General features: G+C 67.4%; 14 protein-coding genes. 8 read left to right on the forward strand and 6 right to left on the reverse strand.

Annotation, left to right across the window (positions count from 1 at the left end; genetic code table 11):
* Positions 1–67: 67 nt before the first annotated feature.
* Entirely contained in the window at positions 68–3,412 is a 3,345-nt protein-coding gene (locus AC5QAB_RS04025; protein ID WP_197561211.1) for a GH92 family glycosyl hydrolase, read from the forward strand.
* Positions 3,409–4,152, forward strand: coding sequence for a basic secretory protein-like protein (locus AC5QAB_RS04030; protein WP_032959489.1), 744 nt, complete (start codon positions 3,409–3,411; stop codon positions 4,150–4,152). Before AC5QAB_RS04025 ends, AC5QAB_RS04030 begins: the two co-directional genes overlap by 4 nt.
* Positions 4,153–4,683: 531 nt before the next feature.
* Here the strand turns inward: AC5QAB_RS04030 and AC5QAB_RS04035 are convergent.
* Positions 4,684–6,975 (reverse strand): NADP-dependent malic enzyme, encoded by a 2,292-nt coding sequence (locus AC5QAB_RS04035; RefSeq protein ID WP_014648356.1) that lies wholly within the window; start codon positions 6,973–6,975, stop codon positions 4,684–4,686.
* A 230-nt stretch (positions 6,976–7,205) separates the two neighbouring features.
* Positions 7,206–8,549 carry a dicarboxylate/amino acid:cation symporter gene (locus AC5QAB_RS04040; RefSeq protein WP_014648357.1) on the reverse strand — a complete coding sequence of 448 codons (1,344 nt, stop codon included), beginning with the start codon at positions 8,547–8,549 and terminating at the stop codon, positions 7,206–7,208.
* Positions 8,550–8,881: 332 nt separating this feature from the next.
* On the opposite strand from AC5QAB_RS04040, the gene AC5QAB_RS04045 reads away from it, so the two are divergent.
* Positions 8,882–10,051 carry an OprO/OprP family phosphate-selective porin gene (locus tag AC5QAB_RS04045; RefSeq protein ID WP_197561210.1) on the forward strand — a complete coding sequence of 390 codons (1,170 nt, stop codon included), beginning with the start codon at positions 8,882–8,884 and terminating at the stop codon, positions 10,049–10,051.
* A gap of 66 nt (positions 10,052–10,117) precedes the next feature.
* On the forward strand, positions 10,118–12,760 hold the full coding sequence (locus tag AC5QAB_RS04050; RefSeq protein ID WP_049408085.1) for a hybrid sensor histidine kinase/response regulator: 2,643 nt from the start codon (positions 10,118–10,120) through the stop codon (positions 12,758–12,760).
* 637 nt (positions 12,761–13,397) lie between these two features.
* On the opposite strand, the gene AC5QAB_RS04055 is transcribed toward AC5QAB_RS04050, so the two are convergent.
* Genes AC5QAB_RS04055 through AC5QAB_RS04070 form a run of 4 tightly spaced genes read right to left on the reverse strand, consistent with a single transcriptional unit; the run spans position 13,398 to position 17,202 of the window.
* Complete coding sequence (locus AC5QAB_RS04055; protein WP_014648360.1) at positions 13,398–14,048, reverse strand: response regulator; 651 nt, start codon at positions 14,046–14,048, stop codon at positions 13,398–13,400.
* A gap of 28 nt (positions 14,049–14,076) precedes the next feature.
* Positions 14,077–15,132 carry an ABC transporter substrate-binding protein gene (locus AC5QAB_RS04060; RefSeq protein WP_014648361.1) on the reverse strand — a complete coding sequence of 352 codons (1,056 nt, stop codon included), beginning with the start codon at positions 15,130–15,132 and terminating at the stop codon, positions 14,077–14,079.
* Positions 15,129–16,520 (reverse strand): sensor histidine kinase, encoded by a 1,392-nt coding sequence (locus tag AC5QAB_RS04065; RefSeq protein ID WP_014648362.1) that lies wholly within the window; start codon positions 16,518–16,520, stop codon positions 15,129–15,131. The genes AC5QAB_RS04060 and AC5QAB_RS04065 overlap by 4 nt, the downstream gene beginning before the upstream one ends.
* The gene (locus AC5QAB_RS04070) at positions 16,513–17,202 is read right to left on the reverse strand and encodes a response regulator transcription factor (RefSeq protein WP_005419188.1); all 690 of its coding nucleotides are present in this window, start codon (positions 17,200–17,202) and stop codon (positions 16,513–16,515) included. The genes AC5QAB_RS04065 and AC5QAB_RS04070 overlap by 8 nt, the downstream gene beginning before the upstream one ends.
* A gap of 242 nt (positions 17,203–17,444) precedes the next feature.
* Between AC5QAB_RS04070 and AC5QAB_RS04075 the strand changes: the two genes are divergently transcribed.
* From AC5QAB_RS04075 to AC5QAB_RS04090, 4 genes are all read left to right on the forward strand, one after another.
* Positions 17,445–18,584, forward strand: coding sequence for an OprO/OprP family phosphate-selective porin (locus tag AC5QAB_RS04075; RefSeq protein WP_053496099.1), 1,140 nt, complete (start codon positions 17,445–17,447; stop codon positions 18,582–18,584).
* A 75-nt stretch (positions 18,585–18,659) separates the two neighbouring features.
* Positions 18,660–19,988, forward strand: a complete 1,329-nt coding sequence (locus AC5QAB_RS04080; protein ID WP_005419191.1) for a CitMHS family transporter — start codon at positions 18,660–18,662, stop codon at positions 19,986–19,988.
* Positions 19,989–20,012: 24 nt separating this feature from the next.
* Positions 20,013–20,753: an acetoacetyl-CoA reductase gene (gene phbB / locus AC5QAB_RS04085; RefSeq protein WP_005419193.1), complete on the forward strand. Its 741-nt coding sequence runs from the start codon at positions 20,013–20,015 to the stop codon at positions 20,751–20,753.
* 227 nt (positions 20,754–20,980) lie between these two features.
* On the forward strand, positions 20,981–23,278 hold the full coding sequence (locus AC5QAB_RS04090; protein ID WP_069117896.1) for a TonB-dependent receptor: 2,298 nt from the start codon (positions 20,981–20,983) through the stop codon (positions 23,276–23,278).
* The last annotated feature ends 315 nt before the right edge of the window (positions 23,279–23,593 follow it).

Genomic DNA, 23,593 nt, shown 5'->3' on the forward strand with positions numbered 1-23,593 from the left:
CGATGCTGTCCGTGGTGTCCGCCGATGCGGGTTCTGCCCGCCGCCAGCCCTTCCGGGAGACCCTTGCATGACCCTGTCCGATCCACGCCGCGCCCTGCTTCCGCTAGCCCTGGCCCTGGCCTGTGCGACTACCGCGATGCCGGTGCTGGCACAGGGACTGCAGACCTCGTTCGAGCCCGGCGAACCTGCCCCGTCGCAGGCCGCGGGTGCACTTCAGGTCACGATCGGCAACGGCCCTGCGGCGCCTTACGCGGCCAAGCGCAACGCCGGCTACAGCGGCCTGCATGCACTGCGCTACAGCAGCGAAGGCGGCAGCGCGCGGCGCGAACTGTTCAAGGCCGACCTGCCCATCGAGGCCGATACCACGCTGTCGTGGCTGGTGCTGCCGGAGATCGTCGGCAAGGACACCGTCGCTTCGACCTATGTCTCGCTGGACCTGCTGCTGGACGATGGCAGCCGCGTGTCGGCCGGTGCGGCGCGCGACCAGCATGGGATGGCGATCGGCGCACGCGCGCAGGGCGAATCGAAGACGCAGTATCCGCAGCAGTGGGCGCGCAAGGCAGTGCGGCTGGGCGACGTACCGACGCTGAAGGGCCGCCGCGTGGTGGCGATCGAGCTGGAGGTGGCCAGTGCGGAGGGCGCGCCGGTCTCTGGCTGGATTGATGACGTGCGCCTGGACGCACAGCCGCGGCAGCAGCCACAGCGCGTCTCCGACTGGGTGCTGACCACCCGCGGCACCCAGGCCAACGGCACCTTCTCGCGCGGCAACAATTTCCCGACCACGGCGGTGCCGAACGGCTTCAACTTCTGGACCCCGGTGACCGATGCCGGCGCACTGAACTGGCTGTACCGCTGGAACGAACAGAACGACGCACAGAACCGCCCGCAGCTGCAGGCGCTTGCGCTGAGCCACCAGCCCAGCCCGTGGATGGGTGACCGCCAGACCTTCCAGGTGATGCCCTCGGCCAGCCGTGGCGTGCCGGAGGCCGACCGCCGCAAGCGCGCGCTGTCGTTCGATCGCCGCCATGAAAGCGCGCGCCCCTACCGCTACGACGTGCGCTTCGACAACGGCATCGCTGCCGCCATCGCGCCGACCGATCATGCCGCGTTGTTCCGCTTCGACTTCCCCGAAGGCGGTGACGCCAACCTGCTGTTCGACAACGTCGATGCGCGTGGTGGCCTGACTCTGGATGCCGCCACACAGACGCTGTCGGGCTACACCGATACGCGCAGCGGCCTCTCCAACGGCGCCAGCCGCATGTACGTGGTGGCCAGCTTCGACAAGCCCTGGCGCAGCAGCGGCCGCCTCGACACCGGGCGCCCGACCGGCTACATCAAGTTCGATGCCGGCAGCGAGCGGCGGGTGACGATGCGCATCGCCACCTCGCTGATCTCGGTGGAGCAGGCGCGGCACAACCTCGCGCTGGAAATCGCCGCCGCCGATACGCTGGAGAGCGTGGCCGGCCGCGCACAGGACGCGTGGGACGCGCGCCTGGCCCGCTTCGACATCGGCGATGCCAGCGACGACCAGAAGACCACGCTGTATTCCAGCCTGTACCGGCTGTTCCTGTACCCGAATTCCGGCCACGAGAACGTGGGCAGCGCCGCCGCACCGGAGTGGCGCTACGCCAACCAGGCCAGCGCCAGCGATGACAACACCGAAGGCAGCGCGACCCGCAGTTACGCCGGCGTGCGCGATGGCAAGGTGTTCGTCAACAACGGCTTCTGGGACACCTTCCGCACCACCTGGCCGGCCTATGCACTGTTCACGCCCGACGATGCCGGCCAGCTAGTGCAGGGCTTCATCGAGCAGTACCGCGCCGGCGGCTGGATCGCACGCTGGTCGTCGCCGGGCTATGCGGACCTGATGGTCGGTACCAGCTCGGACGTGGCCTTCGCCGATGCGTGGCTGAAGGGCATCGGCGGTTTCGATCCGGCCGAGGCCTACGCCGCCGCGCTGAAGAACGCGACCGTGGTCCCGCCCGACCGCCATGTCGGCCGCAAGGGCATGGACCGTTCGACCTTCCGTGGCTACGCCAGCGCGGACGTGCATGAAGGCATGTCGTGGACGATGGAAGGCGCACTCAATGATTTCGGCATCGCCAACATGGCCGACGCGCTGGCCAAGCGTGCGACCACGCCGGCCGCACGCGAGCGCTACAGCACCGAGGCCGACTACTTCCGCTATCGCGCCGCCAGCTACACGACGATGTTCGATCCGGCCGCCGGCTTCTTCCAGGGCCGCACTGCCGATGGCCAGTGGCGCGTGGACGCGAAGGACTACGACCCGCGCGTGTGGGGCCACGACTACACCGAGTCCAATGGCTGGACCTTCGCCTTCACCGCCGCCCACGATGGCGAGGGCCTGGCCGCGCTGTACGGTGGCCGCGACAAGCTGGCGGCGAAACTGGATGCCTTCTTCGCCACGCCGGAAACCGCAGACCCGGCACTGGCCGGTTCCTACGGCGGCACCATCCACGAGATGACCGAGGCGCGCGACGTGCGCATGGGCATGTACGCGCACAGCAACCAGCCGGCGCACCACATCCCGTGGATGTACCTGTACGCCGGGCAGCCGTGGAAGACCCAGCAGCACGTGCGCGAGATCCTGTCGCGGCTGTACGTCGGCAGCGAGATCGGCCAGGGCTATCCGGGCGACGAGGACAATGGCGAGACCTCGGCGTGGTACGTGCTGGCCTCGCTGGGCCTGTACCCGCTGCGCATGGGCGCCCCGGAGTATGTGATCGGTTCGCCGGCCTTCCGCCACGCGCGGGTGGAACTGCAGGGCGGCGCGGTGCTGACCGTGAACGCGGCCAACAATTCGCGAGAGAACGTCTACGTGCAGTCGCTGAAGATCAACGGCACGCCCTGGACGAAGACCTGGGTGCCGCACGAGCTGATCGCCAGGGGCGCGACGCTGGACTTCGTGATGGGCCCGCAGCCGTCGCGCTGGGGCAGCGGCGTGGATGACGTGCCGCGCTCGCTGACCGCCCGTGGCCAGCGCCCGCAGCTGCTGCGCGACCTGCTCGGCAGCGGCGCGAAGGCGACGCTGGCCGATGGCCGCGCCCTGCCGGCGCTGGTCGATGACGATGCGGCCACCACCGTCGGCCTGGGTGGCGGCGCGACCATCGCACTGACCGGCCTGAGCAATGGCACGCCGACGATGTATACGCTGACCAGCGGTGACGGCCGCATCCAGGGCGGCGAATGGACGCTGGAAGCGCGCAATGGCAACGGCCACTGGATCGTGCTCGACCAGCGCAGCGGCGAAGCCTTCGAGTCTGCCCGCCAGACCCGTCCGTTCCGCATCGCCAGACCCGGTCGTTACAGCGAGTACCGGCTGCGCCTGGCCGCGCCGGGCCGGCTGCCGCTGGCGGAGATCGAACTGTTGGCGCCCAGCGCCGTACAATGAGCCCTATGCGCTACCGTCTGTTGCCTCTGGCCCTTGTTGCCCTTTCCTTCTCCAGCTTCGGCCAGACCCAGGCCTTTGATGCGCAGCTGACCCGCGACGGCGTGACGCTGAACTACCAGGACGCCCGTGGCGCCCTGGCCGCGCCGCAGCGCAAGCGGGTGATCGATACGTTCTACTTCGCCTACCTGCGCGAACGTGCGGACTTCCACCCGGCCGCGCCATCGATGGTGCGCATCGTGATCGATCCGGCCTACACCGGGATCGCCTTCGTCGGTGACAAGGACCAGGCGGCAACGATCACCATCAATCCGGGTTGGCTGGCGCAGCACCCCAACGACATCGACCTGGTCACCCATGAGGCCATGCACATCGTGCAGGGCTATCCGGGCCATGGCGACGCACGGGTGCCGGGTTGGCTGGTGGAGGGCATCGCCGACTACGCACGCGACCGCTACGGCATGGACAATGCCGCCGCGGGCTGGTCGCTGCCGGGCAAGGTCGAGAAGGGCCAGAACTTCGACAGCGGCTACCGGGTCACCGGTGCGTTCCTGAAATGGGCCGACGCCGAACACCCCGGCCTGGTGCTGGCACTGGACACGGCCCTGCGCGATGGCCGCTATGCACCGGCGCTGTGGCAGAAGCACACCGGCAAGGCACTGCCCGCACTGTGGGCCCAGTACGCCAAGCCGCGTTCGGATGCACCGCCGCCGGCCCCTGCACGCCGCGGCAAGCGGCGCTGACTGGCTGGTCAACTGGGAATTGGGGCGACTGGGTAGAGTCGACTGTTAGTCGACTGACTTTCGTACAGCCCCCGAAAACCCCGCGCTTCGCGCGATAGTCGACCAACGGTCGACTCTACCTCGCTGCTTTCTACGCCTCAGCGCGACTGCACGAAACCGGCGTACAGCGCGAACAGCTGCTGGAAATATCGCCGCGTGACTCGATTACGCATGACACCCTCGCCCATGAAAGTTGGTCGGGCCCAGGGTGGGAAGGCCGGTCCGGTCCCTTCCCACGGCCGGGCCGCGTGGGCGTATTGGGCTGCAACGGCGTTGCAGGGAAATGACCGGGCGGCGTAGCGCGTGTGGCAGGTTCTGCGGCCGTTGCGGCAAGTGAAAACACCGGGCAATGCCCGGTGTTTTCACTTGCGCCGACGTCCAGCCGCGCCAGCGCCATCATTCTTCCGACCAGGAGCCCCTTCTTGTTGAAGGGGCGCGCCGAAGGCGGGGGTAGAGGAAGAATGCGTGGGCAGCGGAAGTGGGAAAGAAGGCTTATGCCTTCTTTTCCGCTTCCAGCTGCTTGCGGATCTGCGCATCGACCGCCGCGATCGCGGTCATGTTCAGGATCCGGCGCGAAGTGGCGCTGGTGGTCAGGATGTGCACCGGCTTGTTCACGCCCATCAGGATCGGGCCGATCGCCACGCCATCGGTGAACACGCGCACCAGGTTGTAGGCGATGTTGGCCGCTTCCAGGTTCGGCAGCACGAACAGGTTGGCGCGGCCCTGCAGGGTCGAGCCAGGCAGCAGCTTCTGGCGCAGCGCTTCATCCCATGCGGTGTCGCCCTGCATTTCGCCGTCCACGTTCAGGCGCGGGTTGCGCTTGAGCAGCAGCTCGCGCACCTGGCGCATCTTCAGCGCGTCCTTGGAATCGTGGCTGCCGAAGTTGGAATGCGACAGCAGCGCGACCTTCGGCTCGATGCCGAACAACTTCATGCGGTAGGCCGCCTGCAGGGTCGCTTCGCACAGCTGCTCGGCGGTCGGGTCTTCCTGCACGTGGGTATCGACGAAGAAGAACACGCCCTGCTGGTTGATCACGCCGGTCATCGCCGAGGTCGAGGTGACCTTCGGCTCCAGCGGCAGCACGCTGCGCACGTAGCCCAGCTTCTTGTGGAAGCGGCCGACGATGCCGGTCAGCATCGCATCGGCTTCGCCGCGCGCCACCATCACTGCTGCGATCAGGGTCGGGCGCGAACGCATCAGGTTCTTCGCCGCGGCCACGGTCACGCCACGACGGCCGGTCAGGCCGTGGTAGTACTGCCAGTATTCGTTGAAGCGCGGGTCATCGTTGATGTTGGTGACTTCAACGTTCTCGCCGATCTTCAGGCGCAGGCCGAGGCGCTCGATGCGCGATTCGATCACTTCCGGGCGGCCGATCAGGATCGGGTGCGCCAGGCCGTCATCGACCACGTTCTGCACCGCCTGCAGCACCACTTCCTCTTCGCCTTCGGCGTACACCACGCGCTGCTTGTCGCTGCGCGCGCGGTCGTAGACCGGCTTCATCATCAGGCTGGTGCGGTAGACGAACTGGGCCAGCTTGTCGCGGTAGGCGCCCATGTCGTCGATCGGGCGCGAGGCCACGCCCGAGTCCATCGCGGCCTGGGCCACGGCGGCCGACAGCTCCACCAGCAGGCGGCGGTCGAACGGACGCGGGATCAGGTATTCACGGCCGAAGCTCGGGGTGTCACCGCCATAGGCCGAGCCCATGTCGGTGGCGGCGCGGCGTGCCAGTGCAGCGATGGCACGCACGCAGGCGATCTTCATTTCCTCGTTGATCGCGGTGGCGCCCACGTCCAGCGCACCACGGAACAGGTACGGGAAGCACAGCACGTTGTTGACCTGGTTCGGGTAGTCCGAACGGCCGGTGCCGATGATCGCGTCCGGACGGGCGGCGCGCGCCAGTTCCGGCATGATTTCCGGGGTCGGGTTGGCCAGTGCGAAGATCACCGGATCCGGCGCCATGGTCTTGACCATGTCGGCGGTCAGGATGCCCGGCGCCGACAGGCCCAGGAAGATGTCCGCGCCGTCGACGATCTCGGCCAGGGTGCGCTTGTCGGTGTCGCGCGCATAGCGCTGCTTTTCCGGGTCCAGGTCGGTACGGCCGGTGTGGATCACGCCCTCGCGGTCGAAGGCCAGGATGTTTTCCGGCTTCAGGCCCAGCTGCACCAGCATGTTCACGCAGGAAATGCCGGCTGCGCCCATGCCCGTGGTGGCCAGCTTCACGTCCTCGATCTTCTTGCCGGTGATCGCCATGGCGTTGAGCACCGCCGCGCCGACGATGATCGCCGTGCCGTGCTGGTCGTCATGGAACACCGGGATCTTCATGCGCTCGCGCAGCTTGCGCTCGACCACGAAGCATTCCGGCGCCTTGATGTCTTCCAGGTTGATGCCGCCGAAGGTCGGTTCCAGCGAGGCGATGATGTCGACCAGCTTGTCCGGGTCGGTCTCGTCGACTTCGATGTCGAACACATCGATGCCGGCGAACTTCTGGAACAGCACGCCCTTGCCTTCCATCACCGGCTTGCCGGCCAGCGCGCCGATGTTGCCCAGGCCCAGCACCGCGGTGCCGTTGGAGATCACCGCCACCAGGTTGCCGCGGGCAGTCAGCTCGCTGGCCTGCTGCGGGTCGGCCTTGATCGCTTCACAGGCGTACGCCACGCCCGGCGAATACGCCAGCGACAGGTCGCGCTGGGTCAGCATGGGCTTGGTAGCGGAAACCTTGATCTTTCCCGGCGGGGACATCCGGTGGTAATCGAGGGCGGCCTGTTTGAAATCTTCGTTGGACATCGATGTGGGTTACATGAATGGGCAGAAGGGACAGGGGATGATACCCCCGTTGGAGCGTCTGGACCTGTCGCTATCCTGTCGCAAGCATGCTGCGACCGCACAATTCCGTGCCGTATGCGACGGTACCGCGATGTCAGCTTCGGCGTTGCCCATGACAGCCATGGGACGCCCTGAAACGCCGCGGGGCCGTACCACTGTCGTGACCGGCCCCGCGGTACCACACACCTGGATCAGCCCTTGGCCGGCAGTGCCTCGGGCAGCGCATCGACCGGCGGCGGCAGTTCGCTTTCGCGGCCATCCAGCGCCAGCTTCAGGCGGTTGCGGTCCAGCGCGCCTTCCCAGCGCGAGACCACCACGGTGGCCACGGCATTGCCGATGAAGTTGGTCAGCGAGCGGCATTCGCTCATGAAGCGGTCCACGCCCAGGATCAGCGCCATGCCGGCAACCGGCACTTCCGGCACGACGGCCAGGGTGGCGGCCAGGGTGATGAAGCCCGCGCCGGTGACGCCGGCCGCGCCCTTGGAGCTGAGCATGGCGACCAGCAGCAGGGCGATCTGGTGGCCCAGGGTCAGTTCGGTGTTGGTGGCCTGGGCGATGAACAGCGCCGCCAAGGTCATGTAGATGTTGGTGCCGTCCAGGTTGAACGAGTAGCCGGTCGGGACCACCAGGCCCACCACCGATTTGCTGCAGCCGGCGCGTTCCATCTTCTCCATCAGCGACGGCAGCGCCGACTCCGACGACGAGGTGCCGAGCACCAGCAGCAGTTCGGCCTTCAGGTAGCGCGCCAGCTTGAACACCGAGAAGCCGCACAGGCGGCAGACCACGCCGAGGATCACCGCCACGAACAGGAAGGCGGTGAGGTAGAACGAGCCCACCAGCCAGGCCAGGTTGATCAGCGAGCCGACGCCGTACTTGCCGATGGTGAAGGCGATCGCACCGAAGGCGCCGATCGGGGCGGCCTTCATCAGGATGTGCACCAGCTTGAACACCGGAGCGACCAGCGCCTCCAGGAAGTTCAGCACCGGCTTGCCCTTCTCGCCCACCATCGCCAGCGCGATGCCGAACAGCACGGCCACGAACAGCACCTGCAGGATGTTGCCGTCGACGAAGGCGCTGAGCAGCGTCTTCGGGATGATGTCCATCAGGAAGCCGACCAGGGTCAGGTCGTGCGACTTCTCGACGTAGCTGTGCACCGCGGTCTGGTCCAGCTCGGCCGGGTTGATGTTCATGCCGGCGCCGGGCTGCACCACGTGCGCCACGATCATGCCGACGATCAGCGCCAGCGTGGAGAAGAACAGGAAGTACGCCATCGCCTTGGCAAAGACCCGGCCCACCGTACGCAGGTGGGTCATGCTGGCGATGCCGGTGACGATGGTGAGGAAGATCACCGGCGCGATGATCATCTTCACCAGGTTGATGAAGGCATCACCGAGCGGCTTCATCTTCTCGCCGATCAACGGCTCGTAATGGCCGAGGATGGCGCCCAGGACGATCGCCACGATCACCTGGAAGTACAGCTGGCGATAGATCGGCAACGGCTTTGCAGGCACCGGTGCTGCGGTCGGGATGTGCATGGCGGACTCCGGAAGGGGCGTTTTCAGGCACGTACGGCCCCGGAGCTGCACGGGAACCGTTACCGTGGAAACTGATCGCAGGCCCTGTGCAGCACGCACAGGAGGTGCGACCAATGGACGCCTTTGTACGCGCCAGGCACGCCAGCGCAGATAACCTATTGGTACTAGCCTCCCGGTTCAGGTGGCACAGGTGCCTACACTGGCGCCGCACCGCCCGATCCTGGGGAGGCTGGTGGCCCGGGCTGAACGGCTGGGTGAGTCTTTGCGAAAGTTCCGGCCCTTCCGGCCGTTGATGTCCTGTCCACACGCAATCTGAGAGAGCCGCACCCAACATGCGCCCGAATCCCACCTTGCTGGCCCTGTCGCTGGCCGCCCTTCCCGCCTTCGCCTCGGCCGCCGATTTCGACAACTGGCCGACCAAGTACACCTTCGGTGATGGCACCGAGCTGGCGGCCACCGCCAACATCGCCTACGACTACAACGACTTCTCCTCGGCCAGTGGCCTCGAGGACGACGATGCCGTGCGCCGCAAGGAATTCGGCGCGACGCTGAAAAAGAAGGGCGTCTACGATGCGATGGTCTACTACGACTTCCAGGCCGATACCTGGCTGGACGTGTTCGTGCGCTTCGAGAGCAAGGCCTTCTTCGGCCGTGACGTCGGCCGCTTCCGCTTCGGCTACATGAAGACCCCGGTCGGCCTGGATGCGAACACCTCTTCGCGTGCCGGCAGCTTCCTGGAAACCTCGCTGCCGGTGCAGGCCTTCTACGAAGGCCGCCGCACCGGCGTGGAGTGGGTGCTGGAGCGCCCGCAGTACCTGCTGCAGGCCGGGGCCTATGGCGGCAAGGACCTGCAGGGCGACAACCCCGGCACCACCCAGGCGGTGCGTGCGGTGTGGACGCCGGTGAAGGCACCGGGCGATGTGATCCACCTGGGCCTGGCCTACTCGCAGGAAAACCCGCGTGGCTACAGCGATGGCCGCGACGTGCATCACGAGGCCAGCGCCCGCCTGCGCGCGCGCCCGGAAGCCGGCCTGACCGACATCCGCTACGTCGATTCCGGTGCGCTGGTCACCGCCGACCAGATCCGCCGCACCGGCGTGGAAGGCATCTGGATCCGGGGCCCGTTCTCGCTGCAGGCCGAAGCGCTGCGCGCTACGGTCACCCGTCATGACGGCAAGCCCGACTACACCGGCAGTGGCCAGTACGCGATGGCCAGCTGGGTGCTGACCGGCGAATCGCGCCCGTACAACGCCGGCGCGGTGGCCAACATCAAGCCGGCGCACAACTACGGCGCGGTCGAACTGCTGGCCCGATACAGCCGTCTCGACCTGGACGATGGCAGCATCCTCGGCGGCCGCCAGCACGACCTGACGCTGGGCGCGAACTGGTACCTGACCAGCCACTTCAAGTTCCAGGCCAACTACGTGAAGGTCGACGCCAGCCGTCGTGGCGTGCACAGCACGCCGGAGATCTTCGAACTGCGCGCGCAGATGCACTTCTGACCCCTTCCACGTCAGACCCCGGCGGGCGTGCACGCCACGCCCGCCGGCCCTGCGTAGACTGCCGCCATGTACTGGCTCAGCCGCCACCGGATGCTGTTGCTGACCCTGCTGGTGATGGTCGGCGGTACCGTGCTGTGTGCGGTCGCCGCCGGTCATTACGCCTGGCGGCGCGCGCTCGGCGAGGAAAGCAGCCAGGTGCAACGCCAGCTGCAGCTGTATGGCCAGGGCCTGCAACAGCGCATCGACCGCTTCGGCACCTTGCCGCAGGTGCTGGCACTTGACCCGGATCTGCTGCATGCACTGCGCGTGCCGCCCTCGCCCAGCGAACGGCAGCGGCTGAACCTCAAGCTGCAACGCGCCAACGAAGTCACCCGTGCCTCGACCCTGACCCTGGTCGGCCACGACGGTGTGGCGGTGGCGGCCAGCAACTGGGACCAGCCGACCACCAACGTCGGCGAGAACTACAGCTACCGCCCCTACTACCGCCAGGCGCTGGCGCAGGGCCGTGGCCGCTTCTACGGCATCGGCATGACCACCGGCGTGCCCGGCTATTACCTTTCGCAGGCCATCGAAGAAGACGGCAAGCGGCTGGGCGTGGTGGTGATCAAGGTCGAGTTGTCCGCGCTGGAACAGGAATGGCTGAGCAGCCCGGACGTGGTGCTGGCCAGCGACGACCACGACGTGGTGTTCCTGGCCAACCGGGACAGCTGGCGCTACCGGCTGCTGCGCCCGCTGGGGGCCGATGAGCGCCGCGAGATGCTGGACGCCCGCCAGTACGCCGACCGCGCATTGCAGCCCCTGCGCGCACGCACCGAAGACGTGCTGGCCGATGGCGGCCGCATGGTGCGCCTGCTGGACCCGGCGCTGCCGCAGCCGATGCTGTGGCAGAGCCTGCCGCTGCCCGCCGAAGGCTGGAACTTGCACCTGCTGCACGATGCCGGTGCCGCCACCGGCGCCGGCCGCGCCGCAGCACTCACCGGTGGCGCTGCATGGCTGGCGCTGGGCTTCCTGGTGCTGTTCGTGCAGCAGCGCCGGCGACTGGCCAAGCATCGCCTGCGCAGCCGCCGCGAGCTGGAAACCCTGCTCAAGCAGCATGCACAGGAACTGCGTACCGCGCAGGATGGCCTGCTGCAGGCCGCCACCGATGCCGACAGCGGCCTCAGCCGCAGCCTCGAACACCTGCCGCAGGGCGTGGTGGTGATCGACCGCGAGCTGCGCCTGGTCGCGTGGAATTCGCGCTATCTGGAACTGTTCCGTTTCCCGCAGGACCTGGTTCGCGTCGGCCGGCCGATCGAGGAACTGTTCCGCTTCAACGCACGCCGTGGCCTGCTTGGTCCGGGCCCGGTCGATGAAGCCATCGAGCGCCGCCTGAATCACCTGCGCAGCGGCCGCCCGCACATGCGCGAGAGCGAAAAAGACGATGGCACCGTGCTGGAAATCCGCGGCAACCCGCTGCCCGACGGCGGCTTCGTCACCAGCTATGCCGACATCACCAGCTACAAGAACGCCGCGCGCGAACTGCGCTCGCTGGCCGATGCGCTGGAACACCGCATCGCCGAGCGCACCCATGACCTGGAAGAAGCACGCCGCGAAGCCGAGCAGGCCAACCGCTACAAGACGCGATTCGTCGCCTCGGCCGTGCACGACCTGCTGCAGCCGCTCAACGCGGCGCGCATGTTCGTCTCGGTGCTGCGCGGCAAGCTGGGCGACCCGGCGCAGCAGCAGACTGCGGACCACATCGATGCTGCACTGGCCGCGCAGGATGCGATCCTCAATAGTCTGCTGGATATCGCGCGCCTGGAATCCGGCAGCCTGCCGACCCGAGTGCAGGCGTTCCGGCTCGGGCCTTTGCTGCAGACGCTGGCGCGCGAATTCGGCATCGCCGCACAGTCGCGTGGCCTGGTGGTCGACTGGGTCGATACCGATGCGGTAGTGGTCAGCGATGAAGCCCTGCTGCGCCGAATCCTGCAGAACTTCCTGTCCAACGCGCTGCGCTACAGCGAACGCGGCCGCGTGCTGCTCGGCTGCCGTCGCCGTGAAGGCATGCTGTGGATCGAGGTGCACGACCAGGGCCCCGGCATTCCCGACGCGTTGCAGGGCGAGATCTTCGAGGAGTTCCGCCGCCTGCACGACGGCCAGCAGCGCGGCGCCGGCCTTGGCCTGGCCATCGTCGATCGCATCGGCCGCCTGCTTGGGCATCCGATCCGGCTGCGCTCGCAGCTGGGCCAGGGCAGCGTGTTCGCGGTGGGCGTGCCGTTCGGCGAAGCCAGCGCGATTCCCGCTACTGCTCCTGTGCCGGTGCTGGTGCAGGAACCGGCAGCGGACAACCCGCTTCGCGGTCGCCGGGTGTGGGTGATCGACGACGATCCGCACGTGTGCGCGGCCAGCCGCGCGCTGCTGGAGCGCTGGGGCTGCGAGGTGGCGCTGGCCGATGGCCCACAGGCGGCGCTGCAGCTGGCAGCAACAGGCGCAGTACCGGAGCTGGTGCTGCTGGATGTGCGCATGGGCGATCACCATGGGCCGGTGCTGTACGAGACATTGGCCGAATTGTGGCAGGCCCGCCCGCCGGTAGTGCTGGTTACTGCCGAGCGCGATGCGGGATTGCGTGAGATGGCCGCCGAACGCGGCTGGGGGATGATGGCCAAGCCGGTGAAGCCGCCGGCGCTGCGGGCACTGATGAGTCAGTTGCTGATCCGCCATCGCGGGTAGTTTCCAGCCAACGGCGCAGCCCCTCGTGGGTGGTGTTTGGTTGGTCGTGGAAAGCAGAAGCCGTGGGTGGGCCGGTCGGGTTGGGTGCGCGGGGGACGCCGTGAATCCGTCCCTGGAGGCTTGGCAGCCGCTTGCTCGTGTGCGCTGTCCTGCGCACGCGGCAAGACCCGGGTTGGGCGTCCTGCCCAACCCGCCCGAGGCATGCCTCGGGCCCATGCGGCTGACACCCCCGCGCACCCAACCCGACCGGCCTCCGACAGATTTCGGTGGCCTGCACCCACGGAGAAGAAAATAAGATCAAAAGCGGGTCGCGCGCTGCGCTTGCTCGTGTAGAGCCGAGCCCATGCTCGGCTTCACGGACCGGCCAGAAAGCAGCCGAGCGTGGGCTCGGCTCTGCAAAAAGCGGCCTGTCAGGCTGCCTTTGCTTTTGATCTTCTTTTCTCTTCCGTGGGTGGATGCGCACGGAACCTGTCCGTGGCCGGGCAGGTGGGCTGCGCAGGGGCGTGAGCCGCATGGATGCGGCGACCGAGCTTACATGGATGTACTTGCAGCGGCCCCTGTGCAGTCCACCTGCCCGGCCTCACCCATGAACTGCTCTACGTGTCCACCCACGAGGGGCTGCGCCGTTTGCTGGAAACTACAGCCCGATGCCGGCGTCGCCCTCGGGCTCCAGCGCCTTCACCAGCACCGCCGCCTGTGTGCGGCTGTGGCACTCGAGCTTCTTCAGGATGGCGGTGACGTGCACCTTCACCGTGTTCTCGGCCAGCCCCAGGGTGTAGGCGATCTGCTTGTTGAGCAGGCCATCGGCCAGGCAGAGCAGCACGCGGAACTGCTGCGGGGTCAGCTGGGCCAGGCGGCTGGCCAGTAGTGCATCGGCCTCGGAACGCTCGGCGGCCATCGCCGGGAACCACAGGCCGCCATCGAGTACTGCCTGCACGGCCTCGCCGATGGTCTCGGCCGGCGCGGACTTCGGGATGAAACCGGCGGCGCCGAACTGCTGGGCACGGCGGATCACCCGCGGATGGTCGTTGGAGGAAAGGATCACCACCGGGATGTCCGGATGCGAGCCGCGCACGTGCAGCAGCGCGGAAAAACCGTGCGCGCCGGGCATGGTCAGGTCGAGCAGCACCAGGTCCACGTCCGGCTGTGCGTCGAGCGCCTCGGCCAGCGCATCGGCACTGGCCACCTCGCGCACCTGCGCCAGCGGCAGGCTCTGCCGCAAGGACTGCACCACCGCCGAACGCAGCAGCGGGTGGTCGTCGGCGATCAGGATGGTGTATTCGCTCATGCCGCCATTGTACGGGCAGGCCGGAGCCTCAGCGCCCCGCCGGCTCGACGCTGCTGCGCCAGGCATCGAGGAACTGGCGGCGCTTGAGCGCATCCAGGTACACCAGCAGGCCCGGGCCGAGCTGGATCGGACGCCGGCTGCGGCCGGGCGCATCGTCGCCACGTGCGTTGCCGGTCACGATCGGCATCAGCCGCGCCTCGCGCGACAGCACCTGCTGGCCACGGGGCGACAGCAGGTAGTCGAGGAAGCGCCGCGCTTCTTCCGGGTGTGGGCCGGTACGCGGAATCACCGCGGTGCGCAGCACCACCAGCGTGTAGTCCTCAGGCTCGACGATGGCCAGTGGCGCGCCGGCATCGACCCGTGCCTGCGCGTAGGAACCAAGCACGTTGTAGACCAGCGACAGCTCGCCGCTGGCCACCTTGTCCAGCAGCACGCCGGTGCGCTCTTCGCGCACCACGTCGTTGTCGCCGAGCGCCCCCAGCAGCGCGCCGGCGATGCTGCCGCGCTGCGCATCCTGGGTTGCCAGCAGGTAGCCGACACTGCTGCGCTCGATGTCATAGGTGCCGACCCTGCCGCGCAGCGGTGCACCCTCGGCACGCAGCCGGTCCAGCAGCTGGCGGCGCGTGTGCGGCACCTTTGCCGAAGGCATTGCGCGGGTGTTGTAGACCATCACCACCGGCTCGTAGCTGATGCCGAAGGCCTCGTTGCGCCACTGCGCCCAGGCTGGCAGCGCAGCGGTCAGCGCCGAGCGATGTGGCAGCGCGTGGCCATCGTTGACCAGCTTGGTCTGCAGGTCCATGCCGCTGGAGATCAGCAGGTCCGGCGATGCCGGTCCACCGCGGTCGTGCAGGTAACGCGCGTACAGGTCCTGGGTGATGATGTCCTCGTACACCACCTCGGTGCCCGGGTGCAGCCGCTGGTAATCGGCAATCACCACCGCGAACACTTCGATGTCGGTAGTGCCGTGAATGCGCAGCTGCGCGGTGGCCGCCCCCTGTGCGGGAAAACGACGCACATCGCCGGGCGCGGCCAGCACCGGCAGGGCCAGCAGCAGGGCAACGGCCGTGGCAAACAGGCGGATCATGGACTGCTCCGTGGCAGGCGGATGGTGGCGATCAGCCCGCCCTGCGGGCGGTTGCTGAGGTCGATGCGGCCGCCGTGGCTGTCGACCACCCGCTTGACGATGGCCAGGCCCAGCCCGGCACCGCCGGATGGCGCACCTTCGCCACGCGCGAAGCGCTCGAATACGCGTTCGGCATCGGCAGCCGCGATGCCGGCGCCATGGTCGGCGATGGTCAGCACGGCCTGCCCGCTTTCCACGGTCAGCGCGATCTGCAACGGGCCGTCGCCGCCGTACTTCAACGCGTTGTCGACCAGGTTCTTGATTGCCTCGCGCAGCAGCAGCGCGTCGCCATGCACCTGCACCGGCTCGGCAGTCATCGCCAGTTGCACGCGCGGTGCCGGGCTTGCCTGCGGCAGTGCTTCATGCAACGCCTGGTGCACGGTCTCGGCCAGATCCACCGCCGCAAAGCGCTGCAGGTGCGAACGATGGATCACGCTGGCATCGCTGAGCAGCTGGTTGAGCAGCCGGCTCATATGCGTGGCGTTGCGCTCGATCGCCTGCAGGCTGCGTCGCATGTCCTCCGGATCGTCATCATCCAGCGCCAACTGCGCCTGAGCTCGCAATGCCGCCAGTGGCGTGCGCATCTGGTGTGCGGCCTCGGCCATGAACGCGCGCAGTGTCTCGTTGCTGCTGGACAGGCGCTCCATGAAGCGGTTCAACGCGGCCACCATCTGGTCCATCTCGCGTGGCACGCGGGCATCGAGCGGCTTCAGGTCGGACGGCTCGCGGCGCGACAGCTCGCGCTCCACCCGCACCAGCGGCCGGAACGCACGATGCACGCCGAACGCCACCAGCGCCAGCAGCAGCCCGGACAACACACCGATCGCCAGCAATGCACGATTGACCATGTCCTGCGCAACGGCTTCGCGCGCGCGCCGGGTCTGGCCCACCTGCACCTGCACCTCGCCCTGTGCCGAGGCCGCGGCGAAACTGCGGCCGACCACCACGAAGCGCACGGTTTCGCCGCTGTAGGGGGCGTCGAACAGCTGCGGCTGGGTACCGGGCCTGCGCGGCGGTGTCGGCAGATCACCGTAGCCGGTGATCAGCGTGCCGCGGCTGTCGGCCACCCGGTAGAACACGCGGTCCTCCGGCGCCATCGCCAGCAGGTCCAGCGCCGCATAGGGCAGATCGACCTGCCACTGGCCGTCGACCAGGGCCACCGAATCGGCGATGGACAGCGCCGAGGACACCAGCAGGTGATCGTAGGATCGGTTGGCGGCGCGCTGGCCGTAATCGCGTGCGGCGAACAGCAGGGCCACCGCGAACACCGCCAGCAGCACGCCGAGGTAGAGCAGCAGCGTGCGCCGCAGCGAACCCGGCGCCGCAGTCGCAGCACGCGTGTCAGCCATCGGCGTCGGCATGGGTATCGCTGGCTTCCAGCAGGTAACCGACGCCACGCACCGTGGTGATGCGCAGCGGCGCGCCCGCCAGCTTCTTTCTCAGGCGACCAACGTACAACTCGATGGCATTCGGGCCCGCTTCGTCATCGAAACCAAACAGGCCGTTGCCGATCTCGTCCTTGCCGACCACCTGGCCAAGACGGCCGACCAGGATCTCCAGCAGGCGGTACTCGCGATTGGGCAGTTCGATCGGCTCCCCGTCGAGGCTGACCCGGTGCGCGGCGTTGTCGAACTGGAATCCGCCAATCTGCACCACTTCGCTGGCCTGGCCGCGCGCACGCCGCAGCAGCACGCGGCAGCGCGCTTCGAACTCGCGGAAATCAAACGGCTTGCCCAGGTAGTCGTCGGCCCCCACATCCAGCGCCTGCACGCGATCTTCGATGCCGTCACGCGCGGTCAGCATCAGCACCGGCGTGCTGTCACCGCGCTCGCGCATGCCGGCCAGCACGCGCAGGCCATCGAGCTTGGGCAGGCCGATGTCCAGCACCACCAGGTCGAAGCTCTGGTAGCGCAGCACGCTGGCAGCGGCCAGGCCATCGGCCTGCCAGTCCACGGCGTGCCCGCTGCGGCGCATCCGGCGGATGATCGCATCGGCCAGATCCGGATTGTCTTCGACCAGCAGCAGGCGCATGGGCACACGGGTGGGAGGGGAACCGAATGCTACCGCATGCCGCCGCTGGGCTCGCCGGGCGCGGCACGGCGAGCCCAGCGGCCTGCTTTTCGCTGCACCGCACAATCCGTTGACAGGACGATGACAGCTTGCCCGACCCAGACTGCGGCCGCGCACCGTCCGGTGCCCACGATTGCCGCGCGCCTGGCGCGCACCTGGGAGGGTTTGTGGAATTCACGTTTGCCTGGCGGCGTCCTGCCGCCATGATGGCGCTGGCTGTCCTGTCGGTGCCGGCCTTCGCCGCCGAAGACGACCGTCCGGTCACCGCCACCCTGGGGGGCCGCCTGCACCTGGACTTCGCCACCTTCGACAACGACAACCGCGGAACGCCGAACAAGGATGACACCGAGATCCGCCGTGCATGGGTCGATGTGTCCGGCAAGTTCTTCGTGGTCGACTACAAGCTGGAAGCCGACTTCTCCGGCGACCGCGTCGAGGCCAAGGATGTCTACCTGGCCCGCAGCTTCGGCAAGGCGGGCAAGCTGACCGTGGGCCAGTTCAAGCAGTATTTCTCGCTGGATGACCGTACCAGCTCCAACTACGGCAGCTTCCTGGAGCGCGGCAACGCCGGCACCACGCTGGCGCCGCTGTACCGCCTGGGTGCGTCCTGGCAGGCCAACCCGGGCGACTTCACCTGGGCGGCCAGCCTCTACAGCCTGGAGAGCATCGACGCCTGGCAGGTGAAGGGTCGCGCGGCGGGTGGTCGCATCACCTGGGCGCCCTCGCCCAGCGACGGCGACGTGCTGCACCTGGGCCTGTCGCTGGCCCGCGAGGCGTACGACAACCCCGGCGCCAATGGCGTGCCCGGCCTGCGCATCCGTCCGCGCCCGGCCGGCCACCTGTCCGACGAGAGCCGCCTGACCCTGGTCGACTTCTCCGCCGGCCGCGATACCGACGTCAACAAGTGGTCGCTGGAATACGCGCAGGTGCGCGGCCCGCTGTCGTGGCAGGGCGAGTTCAGTGGCGCCACCTTCGATGACGGCGCCCAGCGCGGCGACGTGATGGCCGCCTACGGCATGCTCAGCTGGTTCGTCACCGGCGAAAGCCGCGCCTATGACCGCAAGACCGGTCGATTCGCGCGGGTGAAGGACATCCGGCACAAGGCCGGTGCCTTCGAAGTGGCGCTGCGCTACGACCAGATGTGGGGCGCGCAGCATCTCGACGGTGCGCCGGACCTGCGTCGCGGCAGCACCGAAGCCTGGACGCTGGGTGGCAACTGGTACCTGCGCGACAACCTGCGCTTCATGCTCAACGTGATCGAAAGCCGCAACCGTGATCGCCTGGCCGGGGTCACGGTGGACCGCACGCGCGCGGTCACCGGCCGCCTGCAGTACGACTTCTAGGCCTGACATTCCGGGCGCGCGGCGCCCGGCCCCTTCCACTCCCCACGTCCTGTTTTCGCAAGGAGTCCGCAGATGATGCTGAGCATCCTCGGCTTTGGCATGGTCATTACGTTCATGTACTTGATCATGAGCAAGCGCCTGTCGCCGCTCGTCGCCCTGATCACCATCCCCATCCTGTTCGCGCTGATCGGTGGCTTCGGTGCCGGCATCGACGAGATGATGCTGGAGGGCATCAAGAAGATCGCGCCGACCGGCGTGATGCTGATGTTCGCCATCCTCTACTTCGGGGTGATGATCGACGCCGGCCTGTTCGATCCGCTGGTGCGGGTGATCCTGCGCTTCGTCAAGGGCGATCCGATGAAGATCGTGCTTGGCACCGCGGTGCTGGCGATGCTGATCTCGCTCGACGGCGATGGCTCGACCACCTACATGATCACCGTCTCGGCGATGCTGCCGCTGTACCAGCGGCTGGGCATGAACGCGCTGAACATGACCTGCGTGACCATCCTTGCCGGCGGCGTGATGAACCTAACCCCGTGGGGCGGCCCGACCGCACGCGCGGCCACTGCGCTGCACGTGGACCCGGCCGATGTGTTCGTGCCGCTGATCCCGTCGATGGTGATCGCCTGTGCCGGCGTGCTGCTGCTGGCCTGGTACCTGGGCTTGAAGGAACGCCGTCGCCTCGGCGTGGTGACCCTGCCCAAGGGCGGCAGCTGGATGGACAACAGCGTGTCCGATGACAGCAATCCGCTGCCGACCGTGGAAGACGCCGAGGACATCAAACGGCCGAAGCTGCTGTGGGTGAACCTGGCGCTGACCGTGGCACTGATGACCGCGCTGATCATCGGCGTGCTGCCGATGCCAGTGCTGTTCATGGTCGGCTTCGCCATCGCCCTGGTGATCAACTATCCGAACCTGGCCGAGCAGCGCCGCCGTGTGGTCAACCATGCCGGCAACGTGCTGTCGGTGGTGTCGCTGATCTTCGCCGCAGGCATCTTCACCGGCATCCTCAACAACACCGGCATGGTCGAAGCGATGTCGCACAGCTTCCTGGCGGTGATTCCGGAATCGTGGGGCCCGTACCTGGCGGTGATCACCGCGGTGGCATCGATGCCGTTCACCTTCTTCATGTCCAACGACGCGTTCTACTTCGGCGTGCTGCCGATCCTGTCCGAGGCCGCCGGCAACTACGGCATCACTCCGGTGGAAATGGCGCGCGCCTCGCTGGCTGGCCAGCCGGTGCACCTGCTCAGCCCGCTGGTGCCGTCCACCTACCTGCTGGTGGGCTTGGCCAAGGTCGAATTCGCCGACCACCAGAAGTTCACCCTGAAGTGGGCCATCGCCATCTCGATGCTGCTGATGATCGGCAGCCTGCTGTTCGGCCTGTATCCCCTCGCCGCCTGACCCTTTGCCAAGGAGCCTTCTGCAATGACGCTTCGAATCGCTTACGTCACCAGTGGAATGGGCAGTGTCGGCACTGCCATCTGCCAGAGCCTGGCCCGCAGCGGCCACACCGTGGTTGCCGGCTGCGCGCCGAACTCGCCGCGCAAGGCCAACTGGCTGCGCGAGCAGCGCGAACAGGGCTTCGACTTCATCGCCTCCGAAGGCAACGCGACCGACTGGGCCTCGACCAGCGCCGCGTTCGCCAAGGTCCGCGCCGAAGTGGGTGAGGTCGATGTACTGGTCAACAACTCCGGCGGCAGCCGCGACCTGCTGTTCCGGCAGATGACGGTGGAGGACTGGAACGCGGTGATCGCTTCCAACCTCAACGCGCTGTTCAACCTGACCAAGCAGGTGGTCGACGGCATGGCCACGCGGGGCTGGGGCCGCATCATCAACATCGGCTCGGTCAGCGCCCACAAGGGCCAGATCGGCCAGGTGAACTACGCTACCGCCAAGGCCGCGATGCATGGCTTCAGCCGTGCGCTGGCCGCCGAAGTGGCTTCGCGCGGCGTCACCGTCAACACGCTGTCGCCGGGCTACATCGCCAGCCAGGCGATCAGCAGCTTCCCGCCGGATGTACTGGACCGGCTGGCGGCCTCGGTGCCGGTGCGCCGCCTGGGTCGCCCCGAGGAAGTGGCCGGCCTGTGCGCGTGGCTGGCCTCGGATGAAGCCTCGTACGTGACCGGCGCCGACTATCCGGTCAACGGTGGCCTGTACATGGGTTGAGCCTTTCTCCACGCTGCGCGTGGACCGCCTCCCCCACGGAGTGCGCGGGGCCGGTGAACCTTTGCTTGCGAAGGGAATCCGGCCCCTTTTTCATCCGGCTGCGGGACCTGCGCGGGTGCCCGGCACCATTCGTTGGTTTTCCGTAAAGAAGGTTTCATGTTCCGTTCGCATAGTGGCCCTGCACCGCGCACGCGTGCCGGTGATCACCCCCCATGCAACGGACCACCATGCAGACCCGACACCTGACGATCGCCGTAGCGATCGTGCTCTCCGCCGCTGCCAGCGCCCATGCCGCCACCACCGCCGATACCGGCGCCAGCACCGATGCCGCGCTGAGCGCGCAGACGCTGGATACCGTCTCTGTGATCGGCCAGGGCGAGACCCGCCAGGTGCAGCGCATCACTGCCGTGGACAAGCAGGTGCTGCCGCCGGGCACCAGTGGCCAGAAGATCCTCGATCGCCTTCCGGGCGTGTCGGTGCAGTCCAACGATGCCTTTGGCGCCAACGAGGAATCGCAGACCATCAGCCTGCGCGGCTTCGACAAGAGCCGCCTGGGCTACACGCTGGACGGCATCCCGCTGGGCGACAACAGCTACGGCAATTACAACGGCCTGAGCATCGCCCGCGCGATCATCGCCGAGAACCTGGCCGGCGCCGAACTGTCGCAGGGCATTGGTTCGCTGGGCGTGGCCTCGACCAGCAACCTGGGCGGCACCATCCAGTATTTCTCGATGGATCCATCCACCGAATTCGGTGGCCGCGCCAGCGTCACCGTCGGCGACAACCACCAGCGCCGCGGCTACCTGCGCGTGGACACCGGCGACCTCAACGGCTTCTCGGCCTATGTGTCCGGCGTGCACCAGGACCAGGACATGTGGGCCGCGCCGTACCAGAACCAGACCACCCGCCAGTTCAATGCCAAGGCAGTGTGGAACGTTGGCGACCACCGTTTCGGTGCGTTCGTGGCGACCTCGCGCGCCAGCCAGGCCAACTATGCCTACCTGTCCAAGGACATGCTGGCACGCGGACTGGGGTATGACTGGAACATCTACGCGCCGGACTGGGATCGCGCCGTCGCCGCCGCGTACTGCGCGCCTGGCACCTACAACAAGGCGCGCTGCAAGTTCAGCGGCGGCGTCAACAGCATCGACGATGCGTACTATCAGAGCCGTGCGCTGCGCGACGACAACCTGTACTCGGTCGATGCCGACCTGCGCCTGGGCGAGCAGGGCCGCCTGAAGCTGCTGGCCTACCACCACGACAACCGTGGCCAGGGCCACTGGTGGGCACCGGGCCAGCCGTCCTACCCGGGTACCGACAGGATGCTGCCGATCTCGATCCGCAGCACCAACTACACGATCAACCGCGATGGCCTGACCGCCGCGCTGTCGTGGACGGTGGGCATCCACGAGCTGGAAGCCGGCCTGTGGTACGAGCAGAACGACCATAACGTGTCGCGCAACTTCTACTACATCAGCGGCCCGTTCCTGGACGACCTGTACCTGAAGAACCCCGACCGCTTGCTGTTCAACCAGGACTTCGACATCCGCACGCGCCAGTTCTACGTGCAGGACCGCATGCGCTTCCTGGACCAGCGCCTGACCGTGGACGTGGGCATCAAGAGTCCCAACACCCGCATGCGCGCCACCGCGCAGCCCGGCGTTGAAACCCGCATTGCGTCGGGCACACTGACCGCCAAGGAATCGGTGCTGCCGCAGGTAGGCCTGGGCTTCAAGCTCAACGCCAACAACGAGCTGTTCGCCTCCTACGCCGAGAACATCGCCGCCTTCGTCGGCGGTGGCAGCGGCGGCCCGCTGCAGGTGTCGCCGGAATCGTTCGCGGCCAGCGCCGGGCTGGAGCCGGAGAAGTCCAAGAGCCTGGAAGCCGGCTTCCGCACTTTCGGTGAGAAGTACCAGGCCTCGATCGCTGCATACAACGTCAAGTTCGACAACCGCCTGCTGTCGCTGAACCCGTGTTCGAGCATCGAAGTCGGCACGCGCCCGGAGTGCGTGACGCGCTTCATCAACGTCGGTTCGGTGAAGAGCCATGGCGCGGAACTGACTTTCATCCTCAAGCCGATTGATGGCCTGCAGTGGTACAACGCGCTGTCCTGGAACAAGACCACCTACGAGGATGACTACACCTCGGGCGGTGCGATCGTTCCGGTGGCCGGCAAGATCACGGTGGATACGCCGCAGCGCATGGCCTCCAGCGAGATCAGCTGGAACCGCGACGGCTTCTTCGCCAGCCTGCGTGCGAAGTACACCGGCAAGCGCTACTACACCTACACCAACGACCAGTCGGTGCCGGGCGTGACCACCTTCGACGCCGGTGCGGGCTACGATTTCGGCCCGGGCCTGGGCCTGCGCAACGTGCGGGTGTCGTTGAACGCGACCAACCTGACCAACAAGCGCTACGCCGGCCAGCTGAGTTCGTTCGCACCGACTGATCCGAAGGGCACGCGCTATGCGATCCATGCGAGCGCACCGCGGCAGCTGTTCATGACGGTGGCGGCGGAGTTCTAAGTCAGAAGCGGGCGCTGCGGCGCATTGAGTTTTCCTGCATGGCGCAGGTAGGCAATTCCCAGCGCCGGCGCGGAGGCAATGGAAAGCTAGAGCAAAAGCAAAGAGCCGGGCATTGACCGGCGCTTTGCTTTTCAAGCTTTCCAAACGCAATCCCTCTGGTGGACCTGCTGCCGCGCCCGCAGGAAATTGTCTGGAGGAGGCGGGGCACCCTGGTCAGGACCGTTGGCGCCATGGATGGCGCCATCGAGCACCATGGAGGGGCTTTTGCGTGTCCTGACCAGGGTGCCCCGCCTCCTCCCAGCCGATAGCAGGCAG

Source organism: Stenotrophomonas sp. YJH_SMC_127 (assembly GCF_059372445.1).